This window comes from Microcoleus sp. AT8-A3 (assembly GCF_036705675.1).
Lineage (GTDB): Bacteria > Cyanobacteriota > Cyanobacteriia > Cyanobacteriales > Microcoleaceae > Microcoleus.
Map to the genome: position 1 here is coordinate 83,281 of NZ_JAUBVD010000002.1, position 17,960 is coordinate 101,240.

Here is a 17,960-nt window from a genome sequence, read left to right on the forward strand (position 1 = left end):
TGGCGCTTTCCCCCGTGACTGCCTGGGTTAAACCTCCGATTGTTGCATAGAAAAAAAACAGCTTCTGTCGTTTCCGGGCAAAGCTTTACTTCTCGCTCTGTTTTCTAGGTATCCGGTGTTAAAGCAGCTTCAGCTTGAGTGTTCAAAAACTGATTGCAGACCCATAAGATTGCAGAAAAGCTGTGGAGTACCAACCATTTATCAGTAGCTTTAATTTTGAGACTATGTTCAGGAAATCTACCGAATAAAGTTGCTTGATAGTAAGTGGATTCATCATTCTTGAAAGAGCTTTCACTTACAAAAATAGTTAGTCTAATGAAAAAAAATAAACTAAAATGAAGTTAGTCTGCAGGCGGGCTGATGCAAAATCTGTTTTATACTCGATCGCTATCGGGGCAACGTGGGAAGTGTCTTCTCTACATATATATGTGGGGCTGACATCACAATCTGCTGCTACATCAAATTTACGTAAAAGTTTAGCGATTGTTTACCTAGTTTTTGTTGTGGCAATTGTTAAATCGATCGACTGTTTTTTAAGGAGCGATCGACCCCTCACAAATTTTATGAATAATTGTTCCCCAAAAACTATTTATAAATTCATGGTTTATGAAATCTTTAATCATAATCAGGATATTATAAAGTTTTCCTGAAACTAACGTGTGAAGCTCATAATTAATTTTTAATTTCTAATTTTTCAAAGCCCTACGCCCCTAATCTGTAAATTCCCGCCAACTCTCACTGCCACATTAGGGAGTTCAACCACATCAAGCGAAAATGCTGCTGACTCTTTTAGATCCAGAAAAACAAACCCCCCTGCAACAGTGGAGTTTCCAGAGCGAATCCATTATTCGCATCGGCCGCTCTCCTGAAAATCACGTTGTGATCCCCAATGCTCTAGTGTCGCGGCAGCATCTGGAACTGCAAAGAGTTAATAGCGGGAGATCCAGCCAGTGGTACTTAGTCAATTCGGGGACAAATGGCACTTTGGTTAACGGTATTCTCATGTCTCAGGGTTGGATATCCGACGGTGCCCTGATCCAGTTGGCGCGGGGCGGCCCAATTCTGCATTTCCAAGTGATTACTATTGAACTCGGCGGCAAAATTAAGGCGAACCCCACCGTCAATCTCGTGGCACCGAGATGTACCCATGCGGGAAACCCGCAGGGGAATTTATTCTGCATCCACTGCGGCGAACCGATTAAAGTCGATCGCACGGTGCGCCACTACCAAGTGCTAAGAACTTTGGGCCAAGGCGGTATGGGGACAACGACTTTAGCCTGGGATCGAGAGAAAGCGAAAGCTCAACAACCCGGAAGTTCCCCCGCCGCTTCTCTGGTAGTCCTCAAGGAAATGAATGCTGATATGGCTCAAATCGCCAAAGCTCAAGAACTGTTTGAACGTGAAGCTAAAACTCTCAAGGCCCTCCACCATCGGGGAATTCCTCAGTTTTTTGACTTTTTTGTGGAAGGGGGTAAAAAATACTTGGTGATGGAAATGCTCCACGGCGAGGATTTAGAAAAACGCATCTACAACCGCGGCCCTGTTGCTCCCCAACAAGCAATAGAGTGGATGATCCAAACCTGTGAGGTTTTGGACTACATTCACTCTCAAAAACCCCCGATCGTCCATCGGGATATTAAACCTGCTAATTTGCTGGTGCGCCACCGCGACAATTGCATTACAGTGCTGGATTTTGGTGCCGTTAAAGAAATCGGCACTCCTCCGGGCACTCGCATCGGCGTTGAAGGCTACACCGCACCAGAACAAGACCGGGGACAGCCTCTCCCTCAGTCGGATTTATATGCTATTGGGCCTACTTTAATTTTTTTGCTAACGGCCCAAAGCCCTCAAAACTTTTACGGGAAAATACCGGGAGGTTACGGGTTTAAGCTCGATAATATTCCGACGATCGCCCCCAAGCTGCGGGACACCATTTTGCGAACCACCGCAGCTAAGCCTGGGGATCGCTTTCAAACTGCTCAACAATTAGCTCGAGCTTTAGCAGCTTCCCTTTAATAGAAGTCAGAAGTCATTAGTCATTAGGAACAGAGCAAAGGTCCGAGGGAAGAGGGAAGAATTTAGCAACGGAAATTTATGAAAGAAAATTTACCCGATCGCCTCAAAATTTCTCTCCGACACCCCAGTCCTCCGTCTCCTCTGTTATTCTTCGTCCCAAGCTTCTACAGCTATCAATTCGCTCACGGGGTCTTGCATAGAAAAATCAAACTCTAGCAATTGCTGTTTCCAGTACGGCCATTCGTCGCCGTAAAGCAGAGCAATTTTCCAAATACTGTCTGTGGGCTTGATAATGTCAGACGTGACGAGAGAATGCACCTGACGCTGGAACTTAACCATCGGCTGTATCACCTTCTGGCTCATAATACCTCTTGAATTGTTTAAATCTTGTGTAATTACCACTTCCCAGCGCACACTCTTTATCGCAGTTTCGCCAAGAACAGTCTAGCCAAGATACGTGTAGATTTTAGTCGGGAAGCTACATATTCAACTTGTATCTCAACACTGTTCGTTTTGACAAGGCCCTATAAGCAAGACTGAATAGTCAAGACCGACTTCAAAGAATTAATCATCTGTGAAATGTCGCACTGTATGCTGTCGATCGGCAGTGGAAGGTTTGCCGCCTCAATTGTTTCCACATAGTAGTAGATGCAAGGGCTGCGCTCGGCTTGTTCTGGAAAAGGCTGAGTTTGCGTAGGAGAAACTGCAACTACTGCGCTTTCGCTGCTACAGCGTAATTTCCGCTTTCCTGCGGGTAAACCACACCTGTTTCACCTTCGACGCTGGGTTCGCTGTGAGAGTGGGATGTGAACTACATAAACCGATTATAACTCTACTGACCGCAAAAGCGATCGAAAATTGTTGGATACTGTTGATCGCCACCCCTAAATGTCGATCGAACATTCAAAGGCGACAGCACAGCGGGCGTACCAGCAAGTTCCAAACCCATCGTCCGTCCTGATTGATTCAATCTAAAATCTAAAATCTAAAATCTAAAATTGTATGACTTGGACAAGGCGACACATTCTCACTCTGGCTGATTTTACCTCGGACGAATACGATACGGTGCTGCAAACAGCAGCCAGTTTTCGGGATGTGCTCGGCCGCCGCACGAAGAAAGTGCCGGCCCTGCAGGGTCAAGTGGTCGCGAATTTGTTTTTTGAACCTTCTACCCGGACTCGCAATAGTTTTGAGTTGGCGGCGAAGCGGCTGTCAGCGGATACGCTGAATTTTACCCCTGGAAGTTCTTCTCTAACGAAGGGGGAGACTATTCTGGATACGGCTAAGACTTATCTGGCGATGGGAACGGATTTGATGGTAATCCGGCACGAACAAGCTGGAGTTCCCAGCACGATTGCTTCGGAAATGGATCGCTTGGGGTCAAGAGTCAGCGTTCTCAATGCTGGAGACGGCCAGCACGAACACCCATCGCAAGGTTTGCTAGACTTATTTACTATTTGTGTTCTGTTAGATAACGAAAATCCGCGGCTGGAACTTTTAGCGGGCAAAAAAATTGCTGTGGTGGGCGATATCTTGCATTCGCGGGTGGCTAGGTCTAATATTTGGAGTTTAACGGCTTCTGGGGCAGAGGTTCATTTGGCCGGGCCGCCGACTTTGCTACCGCTGTTGTTTGCTGAGTGTGGCGATGGTAGGGAAGGCAAGTTATTTTTGCACTGGCAGCTTGAACCTGCTTTGGCCGATGCTGATTTTGTGATGACTTTGCGGCTGCAAAAGGAACGGATGAGCGACCATTTGCTGCCTAGTTTACGAGAGTACCATTCTTTGTACGGGATTACGCGCGATCGACTGAAACTCTGCAAGCCGGATGTGAAGGTGTTGCACCCAGGCCCAGTTAACCGCGGCGTGGAAATTAGTTCGGATTTGATGGACGATGCCCAGTTTAGCCTGATTTCTCAGCAAGTTACCAGCGGCGTGGCGGTGCGGATGGCATTACTTTATCTAATCGGCGGCGGTAAAGTTTAGGCTGTTAGTTGTTAGTCAATCGATTTTAGATTTTGGATTTTGGATTTTCGATTGACTTGCGCGAGATAAATGCTCTTTCTTGAGGATTTTGGATTTTCGATTTTGGATTGATTCCACGGATAAATCCGGGGGCTTGATACCACCTTTGAAATTCGTGGTCATGAATTTCGGATATTCCATGATTTTCAGGATCGATCGCCTCTTTACAATAATCGTTACCCAGTATGGCCGGGTAACGATTAAAACTCTTTCTAGAAATGTCAAGTGCTCTAGTTAAGAGTTAGGAAAGCCAGGACGCAGATACCCAGCCGCCACCTTTGACTTGTGCCCAGCCGTTTTTGTAACGACCGGTTAATTTTACGTGGTCTCCACGATATAACTTGCCGATTACATGAGAACAGCTACTGGGGCGGTTGCGGATATTCAGTCGGCCCCCATTGGTGACAACTTTGGCGTAGTTGTGATGACCGTGATGGGCGCGATGGCCACAGTGTTTGCGGTAGCAACCTGCGGCCTGGGCTTCGCCACCGACACTCAGAACAGATAGGGCTACTGCCATACCTGCAACGCCTATCCATGCAGAATTAGGAATTTTCAAGCCCAGTTGGTCTAACGACTTGACTTGGAGTTCGGACTCTGGAGATTCATAAGCAACAAAAGAGTGGCTCAATGCTAGTGCTTCCATAGTTTCCTCGTGATTGTTGTTAACCTTTATTGGTGCAGACTCAGGTCAAAACCTCAATTAACAGCCCAAATTATTAACTTATGTTTCATAAAAGCCACAAAATGGCGTTAAGGTCTTGCTTTTGCCGAGTATTGGCTAATTTTCCTGAACCCTGCACAGGTATATCATGTCATTGATGTAGCTTTCCGGAACAAAAAAATAAATAAAGTTTACATCGACTGCTCAAAATTTTGCAGACGCGGATCGGAACTCCGGGCTCAATTAAACTTAACTGTTTCATTCAAAAGGGAACGAAGTTATCGATTGGGGTTGGAAATTGCTTGTACTGAGTTGCGAATGACACTACTTATTTTGGTGCTGATTTATTGAATTGCTACAGCAATATCGGCAGTTAATTCGATCGAACAAGCATCCGGCTCGTCTTCAAGCACGATCTTAATTTGCTTCTGGTCAGTCATAGTGTAGCCGATCGCACTGGTGCAGAAGTTCGGGGCGATGGAGTCGAGCTCTTACCCGTGCTACAAGATGGGTCTCAAGATTAGTCGCCCTATGTCCCCGACAAGAATGCAAGACAAATCCATCGCGACTTGATTTGTGTCAAGATCAATTAACTTCTCCAGCACCAATTCTTTCGCAATGAACTCCTTGGCTGCACTTTCGATCGGCACAATTCCTCAACGCCATGAATCAGACAGCTTCGCCATTACCTTAGCGCCGTTGTCTGTAGAGGAAATATACGCTTTGGCAGATGACCCCGCGAACGGAGCGGTGGTAATGATGAGCGGTACAGTCCGCAACCAAACTGACGGTCAAGCTGTAGTTTCCCTAGAATATCAAGCCTACGAACCGATGGCCGTGAGAGTATTCCAGCAAATTGCTACTGAAATCCGCCGCCAGTGGGCCGATGTCAATCGGGTCGCCATTCACCACCGCGTCGGACACTTGCAGGTAGGCGAAATCAGCGTACTGGTGGCTGTTGGCTGTCCCCACCGGGACTCGGCCTTTGCAGCTTGCCAGTACGCCATAGATACGCTCAAACACAATGTACCGATTTGGAAAAAGGAACATTGGGCCGACGGTTCTAGCAGTTGGGTTAGTATTGGAGCGTGCGAGGTTGTCGGGCATTAGTCAATCGATTTGAGATTTGAGATTGAAGAGGGGAACTTGTTACGATCTCGTAACGTCAAAAAGTGTGGAATGTTCGATGAGCCAATTCCACCGATGAGCGACTTTATTTCCGTGTCCTGGTCTGCGGTTGTGGCGACCGTTCAAAGAGTGCAATTGCCAGCCGAAAAACTCTCTAATTATGACTTGGTGTTGCGGTGTCAGGAAGGAAATCGACCTGAGACCACGGCCTTTTCAGAACTGTTGAAGCGGTATCAGTCCCACGTAGACAGGGTTCTCTATCACTTGGCCCCTGACTGGCAAGACCGAGCAGACTTGGCTCAGGAAGTGTGGATTCGGGTCTACCGCAATATTAACCGCTTGCAAGAGCCTGTTAAATTTCGGGGCTGGCTGAGCCGCATCGCCACTAATTTGTTTTACGATGAGTTGCGGAAGCGCAAGCGGGTGCGAACTCCTCTGTCGCTGGACGTACCTCGTACTCTGGAAGATGGCGAGGTTGATTGGGAAATTCCGGCAGACAGTCCGGGGCCTGATGAAGATTTGACGACGAGAGAATTTTACGACCAGTTGCGGGTGGCGATCGCAGATTTGCCGGAAGTATTCCGCACAACAATTGTTTTGAGAGAAATAGAAGGTTTAGCCTATGAGGAAATAGCCGAAATGACCGGAGTTTCTCTGGGAACTGTCAAGTCGAGAATTGCTAGAGCTCGCCAAAGATTGCAGTTGGAATTGCAAAAATATCTTGATGGTAATTAGCAAGAGTAATTTCAGAGGCGGGTTAAGAAGATTTGATGAAGTTTGCTGTGACATCAAAACTTCTATTTTAAAATATAAATAAGCAGTAAATCATTCTAATAGCGAGTGCGTGATTCCCCAATTAGAGCAAGTGTGAAATATGAAGGGTAACTTTGAATCCGATAAAAATCAAAATCAGCAAGGCGTCGGGGATTCACTCGCCCAAAATCAAGTTAACAACAATTATGCCCAGGGCAATGTAACTACTATGATGCGCGATCGCTTTGAATTGCTAAGTGCCTACCTCGACGGTGAAGTGACGGCGACAGAACGCCGGCAAGTTGAGGAGTGGCTGACAAATGACCCCACTACGAAGCGTTTGTACTCGCGACTGCTGATGATGCAGCAGAGTTTTCAGGCAATGCCGGTGCCTGCTGCACAACAATCTGCCGAGGAGTTGGCGACGAAGGTTTTGCAACGGGTGGAACGCAAGCCGAAACGGACTTGGATTTTGGGTGGAGGTGCGATCGCAGCTTTGTTGGTTGCGGTGGTGTCTGGTGTCGGTGGCGGCCGCCAATTGTTTGCTCCTCAGTTTGCTCGATCGCCTGTTCCTGCTGAATCTGACGGTTTGATTATGGCTTTAAACGAGCCTCTGGTGGAGATGGTTAATCCCAACGATTTGATGCTTGGGGTGAATGCACCGATCGTGGATATTCCCAAAGTTGGTGTAGCAACCCCTCAAAAGTCATTGCCAAAGCCGCAGTAGGATTTCTGTTTTGAGCAATAACGGAAGTTACTAAGCTCCCTAAAAAAGGGGGCTTTTTGCCGTTTTTCCCAGTTTTTCAAGGTGGATATATCCTTTGACGCTTTCCTGGCTTTGAATGACGAATTGTGGGGCGATCGCATCTTAATATGGGAGTAGGTAGCGAGTGGAATTAGAGCGGGCGATTCCCTACGGGATAGTTTCGCACGCGCGTACTTGTCACCGATTTTTTTTGATATTTGCGATCGGCAACAGCAATGCATCCTCAATTTCCTGCCGCACAGTAGGAGATACACTACAACCGCTATTGAGGCAATCTACCAGCAATTGCACTCATCCTCATCAGAAAATAGAGAAGGTAAATCCCGTTCTCCCCTCACGATCCGAACAATTTCAATTAAGTTGTCCAGTGCCCGATAAAGAATTATGTAACCCCTGATAGGAATTCCCCGCACAGAAGGAGCTAGTTCTTCGTAATTGCGCCCTATATTGGGGAACTTAACTAAATTACGACACTTTTTATCAAAGTCTTCAATAAATTGTTCACCAGCTTCTACATTTCTCGTTGCAAAGTAATCGGTAATTTCATTGAGATCGCGACTGGCTTCAGGGGAAATAATGTAGCGGCTCATTGTTGATTTTCCCGCATTTTGCGAAATTTTTCCCGCAATCTAGCTATAACTATCTCCCCATCAATTCCTTCGCCGCGTTCAAGCTGAGCTAGTCCGGCCGCTACTTTTGGACGAGTTTCATCGACCCATTCTTGATAACGATCGCTCTGTTGCCGATCGCTTCTGTCTGCGAGTAGTTCCAAGGCCGCAGCAATTACCTCATCCACCGAAGAATACTTGCCACTTTTGACTTGGGCTTCAATGAATTTATTATGGTCAGGTTTTAGAGTAATGTTCATACGCTTTACTTCTAATAACTTTTAGCCATTATATCATTTCCAGTGGCTCTCTCCGTGTAAAGGCGAAGGGGAAGGCGATGGCGATCAATTAAACTCGATCGCACTTGTCACTGGTTTTTTGAATATTGGCGATCGGTAATAGCAATGTCTCCTCAATTTCCTGCCGCACAGCAGGAGATACATTAGAAGCGCTATTGAGGCAATATACCAGCAATTTATTAGCATCGTAATACTTCCTCAGCAATGACTTCTGCTGTTCGCTAAATTGCCAAACGCGGCGCACATCGCGATACAAAATCATCATTTGTCTTAATCGCTTATCCCAAGACTGACCGTTATCTTGCCACCATTTTGCAAATATCTCTTTGTCACTTTTTGGATCGGGCAGTTGTTCCAGAAGTTCTTGTATCCCTTGCCTTTGTTCAGGCTTAAGGGCAGGTACAAGGTCGGAGTCAAGAACAAGGTCAAGGTTAGGGACAAGGGTACGTTCAAGGGTAAGGCTGATGTAACCAAGGGTAGGCTCAAGTGCATCCTTAAGGACGGTATTCAGGGCAAGGTCAAGAGCACCTTCAAGTGCAAGGTTAAGAACCTGTTCCAAAGCTTGTCCCACAACTTTTTTCAGATAAGGGTCAAGAGAAAGGGCAAAGCCGCAGTCAAGGAGGGGATATTCAAGGGTCAAGTAAAATGCTCTAACTGCCGCAGGTTTGTAGGGAAAATCAACAGAAAGGGATTTTTTGTTGATCCATGTTAGGAACTGCTGCAACTGCTCCTCCTCAGCGACCAGCCCATCAACTTGCTGTTTCATTGACAGCAACAAGTCATCAACTTTTTGCAACATTCCAACTGCTAAAAACAAAACTTCTCGCCAACGCTTCTCGGTCAGGTGGCTGACCAGTTTTTCCAAAGCTTGTGGATCGGAATTGGTAACAATTTCTCTAGCAGTGAAATACTCTTGAAATGTTAGATGAGAAAACGAATAAATCCTTCTTGCCCTCTCCACTAATAATCCATGTTGTGCCTCGATCGCCTTCAGGACAACCTCACTATCTATTTCTAACTGAACGCGGTCAGTTGTGGCATCGGACAAATTAGCTAGATAGTCGGCAATCAATTGCTGAACTGTGTTTTTTTCAAAAAAATAATCGCCCCGCTCAAAAGTAATAGCTGCTACAAAAGCAAGTAAATGTTTCTTGCGGCACAAATTCAAATCGCGATAAACTTCATCCCGTAGAATGCCTCTAGTTTCATCCCATTTTCTGAGCATAATTTCCATTCCTTCCTCATACAACTTGGCTCGGTTGGATGGAAAATCGGCTTTGGCTTGGAATACTAAACAAGTCAGATTAAGCAAAATTGGCGTTACTGCCAGTTCTCTAATTTGCTGATTTTTTTGCAGTTTCAGCTTCTCTACAAATTGAGATGCTAAAGCTTTCCCTGCCTCCATATTCTGGGAAAAAGCCACAAACCAATTGCTCGCAAAGGCAGCGATTTGCTCGCAATTAAAATCGGCTACCTCAACATTGGTAAATCCTGCGTCGTGAAATCTGTACTTAGAAGCTGCAATTCGACAGGTAATAATAAACTGATTGTTGTAATACTTTTGGACAAACTGACGAATCTGTCTGACGACTGCATCGCTATCTGATTCTGGCACTTCATCTAAGCCGTCCAATAAAATCAAACATCTGCCTTGACTAAGTACAGATTCAGTTTGCGATCGCGCCTCAACTCCGCAACTGGCAAATTCGTCGCTGATATATTCTAATAAGTCAAGATTAGCGATTGCAGCAAAGGTTTTTAGGGGGATAAAAATCGGTATTTTGTTGGCTTCAAATTTTGCGCGATCGCACTGAATGGCAATGTGTTTCAAAAAGGTAGTTTTACCGGAACCAGGTTTGCCGAGTACCATCAATTTAGAGTGAGATTTCACGGCATCCAATCCTGGTACTCGTTTCTGGCATACTTTACCTAATCCCAAGCGGTTAAAGTTATCCGCATCTGGGTTGAAGTCTCTCAGTAAATCGCTAATTTCTCCCGGCTGCCAACTGGTAATTTCCTCCAAAATGTTGACTTCAACGTAGAGGTTGCTGACATCAACGGGCTGTGCAATATCCAACAGTTGCATTTTGCTGTAAAGCTGTTGAATTTTGCTGTGGCATTTTTGCCGTATCTCTTGCACTACCGAATCAATATGCTGTTGGCAAAAATCTTTAACCCCCCCAACCCTCCCTTGGTAAGAGGGGGCTAAAGGAGGACGATCGACAATTTCTTCCCAATTCAACTGCAAAACCGTGCAGAAAGCCTTGAAAGCATTAGCCTTAATGGGTTCTCTTCCTCCTAAAAAACGCCTCCAAGTTGGCAGGGAGAGGCCATCAGCATAAGGCCCGGCCTCTGTCCAAGTTCGATCGGGTTCTAATGTTTTACTAGCTTCTACTAGCCATCTGGGGTCTTCTATGGTCGAGCCCCTTTCTCTTCTAGCTTGCTTAATTTTTACTAATCCCTCTTCAGAGGCTTTGAGGGTTGTCATTATATAATTTACTTATCTAATTGTCAATATCAGTTTTCCCTCAGTTTAGCGATCGCAAACTGAGTTTGTCAAGACCTGAGCAAAAAAGAGAAAATGATCAGGACAACAACTGCACGGCCTACGCGAAAAGTCAGGCATAAATCATGCAAACTTAATCGTTCCGAATGCCACTCTCTTTTTTAGGTAAAAAAGTACACATTAAATGATGACAAAGGATAGCACCATGATAGATAACATAGATGAAATTCCGTCAGGTGGGATAGGTATAAAAATTATTGGCAAAATTGCCGATGAGCTAAGTTATACCCGCACTTCTGACGGCAGAAACTGTCTGTTCATTGTAAAATATTATCAGCAGCCTGGTATAGTACCATCCCAAGACAGTATTCAAGATGGTTTTTTTAAGCGGGCGATAGATGTTTTAACCAGCTTTAATTTTTGGTTTCAAAAGCAACGACTTCCGCAATCACAGCCAAGTTCTAACCAGCAAGTTAAAAAAATTAGCCTTCACATAAATACTGATATCAAGGCTGTTGCTCAAGTTTTATCGTGGGTTGATACAGTTTTTTTAGATCCTCTACCAATCATTCCCCTAGTCGTTTTGCATCAGTGTAAACTTGCTGTGATTGAAGGGTTTACGAATGCTGTTCGCCACGCTCACAAAAATCTGCCATTAGAAACTCGGATAGAGATTGAAATAAGGGTATTTAACGAACACCTAGAAGTAAAAATTTGGGATTGGGGAGAGCCTTTTGACTTCCAAGCGAAGTTGAAAGAAGAATTGCCAGAAAAAAGTCTGTATTAGTTGGAACGACCTGGGATTTTCGCTTCACTAAAGCTGTTCTTTAATTGCCCGGTTGAAATTGACAAAAGAAAGAAACTTTTTGGTGATGACTACTGATACTACTCCCAAGATTCTCGTTGTGGATGATGACCGAAAGCATCCAGGATACAAGCCCCCGGATTCATCAGTCCAGAAATAAAAAACCTGTATTCGATGAAACTTGCCGAACGTATTTATCTCGCGCAAGTCAATGCTTCAATGCTTCAATTCTAAAATCTAAAATCTAAAATCTAAAATCGAGTGACTCATCCATCCGCACTCTAGTTCATCGCTTTTTAAATCAGAAATATCAAGTAGATTCGGCAGCAGATGGCGAGACGGCTTTAACATTGTTTGAGAAATTAAAGCCACTGCTAGTCGTTCTTGATTGGAATTTGCCGGATACTACAGGCTATCACCTCTGCCAGGAAATGCAGCGCCGTACTAATGTTTTTGTGATTATGCTAAGCAGCCGCACAGACGAAGGTGATAAAATTAAAGTCCTGTCTGCAGGTGCTGATGACTATATCTGCAAACCCTTTGGTTTGGCGGAGTTGGCAATTCGTATAGAAGTTGTGTTGAGACGGATGAGGCCTGTCACTTCATCACGTATTGTATTCGATCAGTTCGCGATCGATTCAGCGCGTCGGGAAGCAACACTCAACGATCGCACTATCAAGTTAACAGCCTTGGAATTTAATATTTTGTATTTTTTGGCTAGTCATTCCAATCAATCTTGGAGTCGCCAACAGCTAATCGAAAAAATCTGGGGGTGGAACTGCAACGACACAGGAGAAGAGAACGTTGTTAGCGTACATATCGGTCAGATTCGCAAGAAAATGATTCAAGTTGATGCTAATGCGTCGCAGTTTATTAAAACAATTCGGGGTTACGGTTACAGGTTCGAGCCGCCGAATCGCACTGCAAGGGCTATTTCCTAAGCTCATCGGCATTAACCACTTTATTTGGTGAAAAACCGATTTTCCCACCTGCCGTGGGGCAGCCAGATGCCTCCTAGGGAACGGACGCGATCGGGTAACATGAAGTAAGCCCAAGCCGTGCCTAAAGGTTTGAGGTGTCGATCGAAGATTTCAATTTCCTGCCGTTGATATTCGTTTTGTGTCGGTTCCCGCAGCGGATGATAGTCTTCCAATCGGTCTAAATCGTCCAAAATAGCCGAATTTGCGAAACAGAGGAGAAAACCGCAGACTGTGCCATCTCCGGCCATCATCGCAGGATAGCCGATCGGCAGCGCAAAAAGTTGACCGCGGGCGATCGCGGGGCAAGCATCCACAACTTTTCCTTCGCAGTAGCGGAGGTAGTTGCACTCCCCGGGTTTGAGAGTGCCATAGACAAAGACTTTCATCGGGTAGGGCCTAACCGCTAGTTTTTGCTAACATAGATGGCTAAGCTAATAGTTTAAGTCTCGCGGGCGATCGCGACTGCAATCTTGATAAATTTCGTTGTTTACCTTTCTTATAATTCATGACTCTAGCAGTTAGTTTTATTGCTTTTGGACTTCGGCCTTTGTACTTGAGCTCTTTTTTGCCGTTCCTGCCCCTTGACAGCTTGTTTTCGACTCAAGGGATTATGGTGATGCTGCTGGCCGCCTATGCGGGGGCGATGTGGATGTTTCTCACCAGTGCTCCGAAGGTACACACGGTGATGGTATCGGATCTCGGACAAGCGAGGGAGTTCTATGAAGGTATGCTAAACCTGCCCGTAGCAGAAGTGCCACTGCACTACTACTACAATTACGAGCAAACTTTGGGCACAACAGGTATTGATCCGCTGTATTTGTCGCCGAATGTCGGGAGGGCAGCGAGCTCTCAAACGATGGGGAGTCCCGATGGTTTGTGGTATCAGTTGATGAAAAATACCCAACTGCACATTATTAGCGGGGCCGGTGCAGGGGAAAAAAATCGTCCGCGTCACGTTTGTTTCGATCGCGATTGTTTGGATCAGCTATTGATGAGGGTACAAACTCGCGGCATTAGTTATAAAATTCGCCGGGAAAAGCCGCTGAATTTTTTGGTCAAGGATTACGATGGCCGCGTGATTGAAATGGCTGAGGTTAGTAATTAAATAAGACTCAGCGGTTAAAAGCTATCCTACACAAACTTTGGTCACGGCAGAGAGCGACTAAAGAATAAAAGGGGTATTAAAGCCGAATTTGGTATTACATCCCAAGTTAGAACCAAGTTAGAAACCCGGTTTATCTAAAAAACCGGGTTTCTTTTTTGTCAATTAATCTTAGATTCAACGCTAGATTTTTCCGATGTCGCCACTGCTTTAATCTCTGAAATCGCTTTCCGGCTGAAAATTTGGAAGTAGAGGGAAACAAAAAACTCTTTGACTGGAAAAACGATAAAAGTCAAAGGATTAATTGTCACGATGATATTGCGGGCATCAGCTTTAGCTTGTTTGACAACTTGCTGCGCTACCCAGTCGGGAGACATGATGCCGATCGGGTTTAAGTTGCTTTTAAACGGCCCTAAAATCAGTTTGCGAACGATGCAGGGTGCGTCTAGCCGGCGCAGGGTGACTAAATCTCCCAGGGCGCGCTTGCTGAGTTCGTACAGGGGACTGACAGCGGGAATTACTTCTGCTTCGGAAGTGTTGATCCAGACTTCTTTGCAAGCGATGTTTTCGTTAGTGCGGACTGTTAAGAAAAAGAGTTCCATCAGCCGCCACGCGGAAAAAGTGTTAATTTCGTATGAGTTTGCGATCGCCTCTCCTGTTCTTTCTCGCTGTACGTTAATCCCGTGATTAATGACGAGAATATCGATTTTTTCTAACAATAGGGCTAAGTCTGCCTCTTGGCCAGCTTGCCAAGTTACGGTTTTTACAGGTAAATTTTCGCCGTCTACATCCAAAGTAATTTCCTCATTTCCCGATGAGAGGGCGATCACTTTTGCACCAGCTTTGTGCAGGTGTTTGAGTAGCAAACGTCCTAAAGTTCCCGATGCACCGGTGACGGCTACAGTTTTGCCTTTGAGAGAAAGTGCTGTACCCATAAGTTTATCTATTAAGGTGAAAGTACCGCAATAGTAAGCATTTTGATTGTCGAAGTGATGCCGCCAGTGATAAGGTTTATTAACTAACCACTTGCCAGGGGGAGTCAGGAAGTCTCCCGGTTGGTGGGTGATGTCGGTTAATTCGTCTGCACCTTTGATGCCGCACCCGCGGGCGATCGCGCTCAACAAAAAGCCTAAAGTATAAATACAACCGGCTGCTGCACCCCAGTGATATTCCGGCAGCCCAAAATAAGCTACAACCCACAGCAACAAGCCTAAAACCATCATCGCCGCACCTTCGGGCACGTCGTGACGCCAGTGTGCTTGCTTGTAAATTGTCTCGCTGACGGGGGTCAAATTCGGGCGGAAAACGCGGTGATGCCAAGTGTGCAGCTTTTGCAGCGGTGCCCAATAATGGGACACGACGTGATAAAAGTCTCGTATTATTTCTGCCCAGCAGACAGAAGCTATTGCCACAGCGCCGACTATCCAGTAATTTACCATGCTCACATTAGTTTGAAATTTGAGATATTAGAGATTGTCTGTTTTGAAAGATAACTCAAAATGGCTTTTATTGCTAGTCTGGCAGTTGACTCAGGCGTTTTAAAATCAGCAAAACGCGGTACAATTCATTGCCGGGATTGCGGATTACAAATTCGGGAGATAAGGCATACTGGGGAGTTTCCCCTCTGACTAACTTGACAAAAGAGAAGTTAGCACCTGTGGAAATCATCCCAAAAGTAGGAGTTTCTGGATCGGGCTCGGCGAGCATATATGTCAGGAGTTGTGCGAGTGCTTCGTCTGTTGAAAACGAAAGTTGTTTGGATTCTATTACTGTCACCCACAAGTTTGCTTTCATAATTAAAATATCTATTCTGCCTTCGATGATTCTGCCTTCGTCTTCCTCTTGAATTGCGATCGACTTTTCGGCTTTGACTTGAAAAGGAGACTCATACAGACCGGCAATAAACAAAATGGGGCTGATGATTGTTAGCTTGACTGCATTTTCCAATACAGGCGGGTTGTCTACCAAGTTGAAGTATATGTCTTGGACGCGATCGAGCAATTGTTTTTCTGAGTCGGTTACTTCGGGTAAGTTTTCTTGCCATTCTCGGAAAAATTCGCTGTTGCGAACTCGCTGTAAACCGAAGTTATCGATTAGATAGCGGAGGTTGATATCTCTTGCTTGTACTTTTTGCATTATGATTAAGCAAGGCTTTTATGGTTATTAATAAGTTTAGCAGAATTTGGATTTTTAACCGCAGATGAACGCAAATGAACGCAGATGAAATTCTGAGTAAGTTAATTTGGCCCAGATGTCTGTTCATTGGGATTTGCGATCGGCAATTCGCTGTTTTTGTCCCGCTTGCATTTCCAGCAATTTTTGAACAATCTCATTATGCCTGATTGTTCAGCTAGCTTAAAAGTTGGGTAAATTATTTTTTTTGCAAAAGGTCGATCGCACTCAATCAATACTGAGGCAAAAACCGGGTTTTTTTAGGCAAATCAATCGTGGTTCGCAGCCGATTCCGATAGAAAAACCCGGTTTATTGATCCAAAATCTACGCTTTTAGGCTCCGCAACCATAAAACAAGATGATGACACCCTTTTCGTCCAGGAATATATCTACAATCGGCAAGTTTGCCGCGCCCTTTCATCCTCCGGTTCTTGCCACCCAAAAGCAAAATGACTTACCGCATTAATTTGCGGAGTCGCCGAGCGAATTGCCGCCATTTGAATCTCCAAAGACGGTCGATTTTTGAGAGGTTTTCCCCAATCTCCAGCAATGGCAGGAATGATTTTTGCTCCCGGAGGCGCTAAACTTACAGTCCGCTGCACTTGTGGGACAATGCAGCTTACATCCCCGCAATTTCCGTAAGACATGGCGTGGAATTCTACGGCAGCCGGAAAGCTGTCCCAAGGCTGCAATCTCGAATCATATCCCCCTTGATTTATCGCTTGATTTGCAGTAGGAAAAAACACTGCTCCTACAGGAATTCCCATCCTTTGAGCTGGCTGAATAGCTAGTCCAAAAAAATCTAAAATCCCTTGAACGGCGTGAGCAACACTCAGTTTCCACAGGTCTTTTTGCAGAGTGCCGGTATCGGGAAGCCGCGGTGTCGGTTTTGGTGTGGGAGTTGCAGGGTTTGGCTTGTTAGGGGCGGGATTTGTTGAGGCCGATCTTGATGCGGCATTCTGGCTTCTAGAAGGTGGAGTTGCTACTGACATCGCCTGCGGAATTCGACCCTGCCAAAGAGGTTCTCGCTCAGTTGGATACTGTTTGACTACTGCTTGAACGTCATTAGGATTGATAAATCCCTTAGTCAAATATCGCTGAATTAAATCTCGCCCTTGCTGATTGCTAGCCCGCTGCAAAAGAACTTGCTGCGATGCTGGGCCGTAAATCCACAAGTCTTGAACTTTGGTAGCAACTGAAGCGGGCCCGATGCCCCTTAGATAGCGAATGTAGTCGAATAACATTCCTTGGGGCTTGCGCTTGACTATTTGATTTACTAACAAAGTATAGTCTTGCCGTGCTTGTGGGTTGTACGGATCGATAAAGGCTTGATTGCCCGGAACTTCTCCGAAATCCTGATTAATTGCTGCGTCTTCGCTTACTATTAAACTTGTCTGATTTTTACCGTTGATAGCGAGGGTTTGCTGTCTGTCTGGACGCTGAGCATAGCTATAGCCAAAGTTCATGGTAAATAACCAGGCGTATACTTTTAAACCTCGTTGTTTGCCTTTGGCGATCGCCCTTTCTAACAAGTCGTATTTCTCGTAACCGCGATTTCTCACAACAGAAGGCCAAGCCGTAGGATTGTCTGCAACTGGGAGAAGCACTTGACCATCGTAAAACACTTCGACATAGACTTGGTTGTAGCCTTTATTCACAACTTTGTCTAATACTCGATCGAGTTCTCCGGGTCTGACATCGCAGGGATACAAACGCAGCCAAACTGCTTGGGTTTCGGGCCAAGTTTTTTTACGGCATTCTGCTATTTCCCGCGCGTGTTTGTTCAAAACAGCAAAATATGCTTGCTGAGATTCCCGTTTTCCCGACAGCGCGGCGCGGCGCAAGTCTTCTTTTTGATTGACCTGTTCTGGGGATAATTGGCAATAGGCTGATGTTTGGGCAAAAGCTGGTTGATTTCCGATAAACGGCCAAACAAGCTGGCTGATGATGCTACTGGTTAAAACAGCAGTTACCGCACTTAAAAAGCGTCGCTGGTGTTGAAAATTCGCGATGCGAGTTGGTGCAATTTTCATGGGAGAATTGAATGGGGTTTTCTGGTTTAAATTGGGTGGCTATCGCATTTTTGCGATCGCGCTCCACAAGCAGCTACAAATTTTCTACTTTTTTCTGTTGACTTAG

At 45.4% G+C, this 17,960-nt stretch carries 19 protein-coding genes; 8 read left to right on the plus strand and 11 right to left on the minus strand.

Annotation, left to right across the window (positions count from 1 at the left end):
• The first annotated feature begins 774 nt into the window (after nucleotides 1–774).
• Complete coding sequence (locus QUB51_RS01875) at nucleotides 775–2,016, plus strand: protein kinase domain-containing protein (RefSeq protein WP_333055333.1); 1,242 nt, start codon at nucleotides 775–777, stop codon at nucleotides 2,014–2,016.
• 144 nt (nucleotides 2,017–2,160) lie between these two features.
• Here QUB51_RS01875 and QUB51_RS01880 read toward each other — a convergent pair whose 3' ends face one another.
• A complete protein-coding gene (locus QUB51_RS01880; protein WP_193973492.1) occupies nucleotides 2,161–2,379 on the minus strand; it encodes a DUF4327 family protein in 219 nt (72 codons plus the stop codon).
• Nucleotides 2,380–2,848: 469 nt separating this feature from the next.
• The gene (locus QUB51_RS01885; protein WP_333055332.1) at nucleotides 2,849–2,986 is read right to left on the minus strand and encodes a hypothetical protein; all 138 of its coding nucleotides are present in this window, start codon (nucleotides 2,984–2,986) and stop codon (nucleotides 2,849–2,851) included.
• A gap of 32 nt (nucleotides 2,987–3,018) precedes the next feature.
• Between QUB51_RS01885 and QUB51_RS01890 the strand changes: the two genes are divergently transcribed.
• Nucleotides 3,019–3,999: an aspartate carbamoyltransferase catalytic subunit gene (locus tag QUB51_RS01890; RefSeq protein ID WP_333055331.1), complete on the plus strand. Its 981-nt coding sequence runs from the start codon at nucleotides 3,019–3,021 to the stop codon at nucleotides 3,997–3,999.
• A gap of 280 nt (nucleotides 4,000–4,279) precedes the next feature.
• Here the strand turns inward: QUB51_RS01890 and QUB51_RS01895 are convergent, their stop codons facing one another.
• Complete coding sequence (locus tag QUB51_RS01895; protein ID WP_333055329.1) at nucleotides 4,280–4,684, minus strand: SH3 domain-containing protein; 405 nt, start codon at nucleotides 4,682–4,684, stop codon at nucleotides 4,280–4,282.
• Between the two features lie 636 nt (nucleotides 4,685–5,320).
• Here QUB51_RS01895 and QUB51_RS01900 point away from each other — a divergent pair.
• From QUB51_RS01900 to QUB51_RS01910, 3 genes are all read left to right on the plus strand, one after another.
• Complete coding sequence (locus tag QUB51_RS01900) at nucleotides 5,321–5,812, plus strand: molybdenum cofactor biosynthesis protein MoaE (RefSeq protein WP_333055327.1); 492 nt, start codon at nucleotides 5,321–5,323, stop codon at nucleotides 5,810–5,812.
• A gap of 93 nt (nucleotides 5,813–5,905) precedes the next feature.
• Entirely contained in the window at nucleotides 5,906–6,565 is a 660-nt protein-coding gene (locus QUB51_RS01905; protein WP_041622468.1) for a sigma-70 family RNA polymerase sigma factor, read from the plus strand.
• Nucleotides 6,566–6,704: 139 nt separating this feature from the next.
• On the plus strand, nucleotides 6,705–7,310 hold the full coding sequence (locus QUB51_RS01910; protein ID WP_333259972.1) for a zf-HC2 domain-containing protein: 606 nt from the start codon (nucleotides 6,705–6,707) through the stop codon (nucleotides 7,308–7,310).
• 216 nt (nucleotides 7,311–7,526) lie between these two features.
• Here the strand turns inward: QUB51_RS01910 and QUB51_RS30330 are convergent, their stop codons facing one another.
• The 4 genes from QUB51_RS30330 to QUB51_RS01925 form a co-directional block, all read right to left on the minus strand.
• Nucleotides 7,527–7,640 (minus strand): NACHT C-terminal helical domain 2-containing protein, encoded by a 114-nt coding sequence (locus QUB51_RS30330; RefSeq protein WP_445243033.1) that lies wholly within the window; start codon nucleotides 7,638–7,640, stop codon nucleotides 7,527–7,529.
• Complete coding sequence (locus QUB51_RS01915) at nucleotides 7,625–7,939, minus strand: type II toxin-antitoxin system RelE/ParE family toxin (RefSeq protein ID WP_333055325.1); 315 nt, start codon at nucleotides 7,937–7,939, stop codon at nucleotides 7,625–7,627. The genes QUB51_RS30330 and QUB51_RS01915 overlap by 16 nt, the downstream gene beginning before the upstream one ends.
• A complete protein-coding gene (locus tag QUB51_RS01920; protein ID WP_333055324.1) occupies nucleotides 7,936–8,217 on the minus strand; it encodes a type II toxin-antitoxin system ParD family antitoxin in 282 nt (93 codons plus the stop codon). The genes QUB51_RS01915 and QUB51_RS01920 overlap by 4 nt, the downstream gene beginning before the upstream one ends.
• Nucleotides 8,218–8,305: 88 nt before the next feature.
• Nucleotides 8,306–10,744, minus strand: a complete 2,439-nt coding sequence (locus QUB51_RS01925) for an NACHT domain-containing NTPase (RefSeq protein WP_333259975.1) — start codon at nucleotides 10,742–10,744, stop codon at nucleotides 8,306–8,308.
• A 202-nt stretch (nucleotides 10,745–10,946) separates the two neighbouring features.
• On the opposite strand from QUB51_RS01925, the gene QUB51_RS01930 reads away from it, so the two are divergent.
• Nucleotides 10,947–11,549, plus strand: a complete 603-nt coding sequence (locus QUB51_RS01930) for an ATP-binding protein (RefSeq protein ID WP_333209634.1) — start codon at nucleotides 10,947–10,949, stop codon at nucleotides 11,547–11,549.
• A 290-nt stretch (nucleotides 11,550–11,839) separates the two neighbouring features.
• Nucleotides 11,840–12,508 carry a response regulator transcription factor gene (locus QUB51_RS01935; protein WP_333055369.1) on the plus strand — a complete coding sequence of 223 codons (669 nt, stop codon included), beginning with the start codon at nucleotides 11,840–11,842 and terminating at the stop codon, nucleotides 12,506–12,508.
• Between the two features lie 20 nt (nucleotides 12,509–12,528).
• Here QUB51_RS01935 and QUB51_RS01940 read toward each other — a convergent pair whose 3' ends face one another.
• Nucleotides 12,529–12,933, minus strand: a complete 405-nt coding sequence (locus QUB51_RS01940) for a gamma-glutamylcyclotransferase (RefSeq protein ID WP_333209632.1) — start codon at nucleotides 12,931–12,933, stop codon at nucleotides 12,529–12,531.
• 119 nt (nucleotides 12,934–13,052) lie between these two features.
• On the opposite strand from QUB51_RS01940, the gene QUB51_RS01945 reads away from it, so the two are divergent.
• The gene (locus QUB51_RS01945) at nucleotides 13,053–13,652 is read left to right on the plus strand and encodes a glyoxalase-like domain protein (protein ID WP_333209630.1); all 600 of its coding nucleotides are present in this window, start codon (nucleotides 13,053–13,055) and stop codon (nucleotides 13,650–13,652) included.
• A 158-nt stretch (nucleotides 13,653–13,810) separates the two neighbouring features.
• On the opposite strand, the gene QUB51_RS01950 is transcribed toward QUB51_RS01945, so the two are convergent.
• From QUB51_RS01950 to QUB51_RS01960, 3 genes are all read right to left on the minus strand, one after another.
• The gene (locus QUB51_RS01950) at nucleotides 13,811–15,088 is read right to left on the minus strand and encodes a bifunctional sterol desaturase/short chain dehydrogenase (protein WP_333259978.1); all 1,278 of its coding nucleotides are present in this window, start codon (nucleotides 15,086–15,088) and stop codon (nucleotides 13,811–13,813) included.
• A gap of 73 nt (nucleotides 15,089–15,161) precedes the next feature.
• Nucleotides 15,162–15,785, minus strand: coding sequence for a restriction endonuclease subunit R (locus tag QUB51_RS01955; RefSeq protein WP_333259981.1), 624 nt, complete (start codon nucleotides 15,783–15,785; stop codon nucleotides 15,162–15,164).
• Nucleotides 15,786–16,210: 425 nt separating this feature from the next.
• Complete coding sequence (locus tag QUB51_RS01960; protein WP_333055315.1) at nucleotides 16,211–17,854, minus strand: family 10 glycosylhydrolase; 1,644 nt, start codon at nucleotides 17,852–17,854, stop codon at nucleotides 16,211–16,213.
• Between the last annotated feature and the right edge of the window lie 106 nt (nucleotides 17,855–17,960).

Excerpts from the sequence above, each read along its gene's own strand:
- QUB51_RS01900 (WP_333055327.1), top strand. The coding sequence starts at position 5,321 with ATGAACTCCTTGGCTGCACTTTCGATCGGCACAATTCCTCAACGCCAT.
- QUB51_RS01955 (WP_333259981.1), bottom strand. The coding sequence starts at position 15,785 with ATGCAAAAAGTACAAGCAAGAGATATCAACCTCCGCTATCTAATCGAT.
- QUB51_RS01880 (WP_193973492.1), bottom strand. The coding sequence starts at position 2,379 with ATGAGCCAGAAGGTGATACAGCCGATGGTTAAGTTCCAGCGTCAGGTG.
- QUB51_RS01910 (WP_333259972.1), top strand. The coding sequence starts at position 6,705 with ATGAAGGGTAACTTTGAATCCGATAAAAATCAAAATCAGCAAGGCGTC.
- QUB51_RS01940 (WP_333209632.1), bottom strand. The coding sequence starts at position 12,933 with ATGAAAGTCTTTGTCTATGGCACTCTCAAACCCGGGGAGTGCAACTAC.
- QUB51_RS01950 (WP_333259978.1), bottom strand. The coding sequence starts at position 15,088 with ATGGTAAATTACTGGATAGTCGGCGCTGTGGCAATAGCTTCTGTCTGC.
- QUB51_RS01930 (WP_333209634.1), top strand. The coding sequence starts at position 10,947 with ATGATGACAAAGGATAGCACCATGATAGATAACATAGATGAAATTCCG.
- QUB51_RS01960 (WP_333055315.1), bottom strand. The coding sequence starts at position 17,854 with ATGAAAATTGCACCAACTCGCATCGCGAATTTTCAACACCAGCGACGC.
- QUB51_RS01875 (WP_333055333.1), top strand. The coding sequence starts at position 775 with ATGCTGCTGACTCTTTTAGATCCAGAAAAACAAACCCCCCTGCAACAG.
- QUB51_RS01920 (WP_333055324.1), bottom strand. The coding sequence starts at position 8,217 with ATGAACATTACTCTAAAACCTGACCATAATAAATTCATTGAAGCCCAA.
- QUB51_RS01945 (WP_333209630.1), top strand. The coding sequence starts at position 13,053 with ATGACTCTAGCAGTTAGTTTTATTGCTTTTGGACTTCGGCCTTTGTAC.
- QUB51_RS01890 (WP_333055331.1), top strand. The coding sequence starts at position 3,019 with ATGACTTGGACAAGGCGACACATTCTCACTCTGGCTGATTTTACCTCG.
- QUB51_RS01905 (WP_041622468.1), top strand. The coding sequence starts at position 5,906 with ATGAGCGACTTTATTTCCGTGTCCTGGTCTGCGGTTGTGGCGACCGTT.
- QUB51_RS01925 (WP_333259975.1), bottom strand. The coding sequence starts at position 10,744 with ATGACAACCCTCAAAGCCTCTGAAGAGGGATTAGTAAAAATTAAGCAA.
- QUB51_RS01895 (WP_333055329.1), bottom strand. The coding sequence starts at position 4,684 with ATGGAAGCACTAGCATTGAGCCACTCTTTTGTTGCTTATGAATCTCCA.
- QUB51_RS01915 (WP_333055325.1), bottom strand. The coding sequence starts at position 7,939 with ATGAGCCGCTACATTATTTCCCCTGAAGCCAGTCGCGATCTCAATGAA.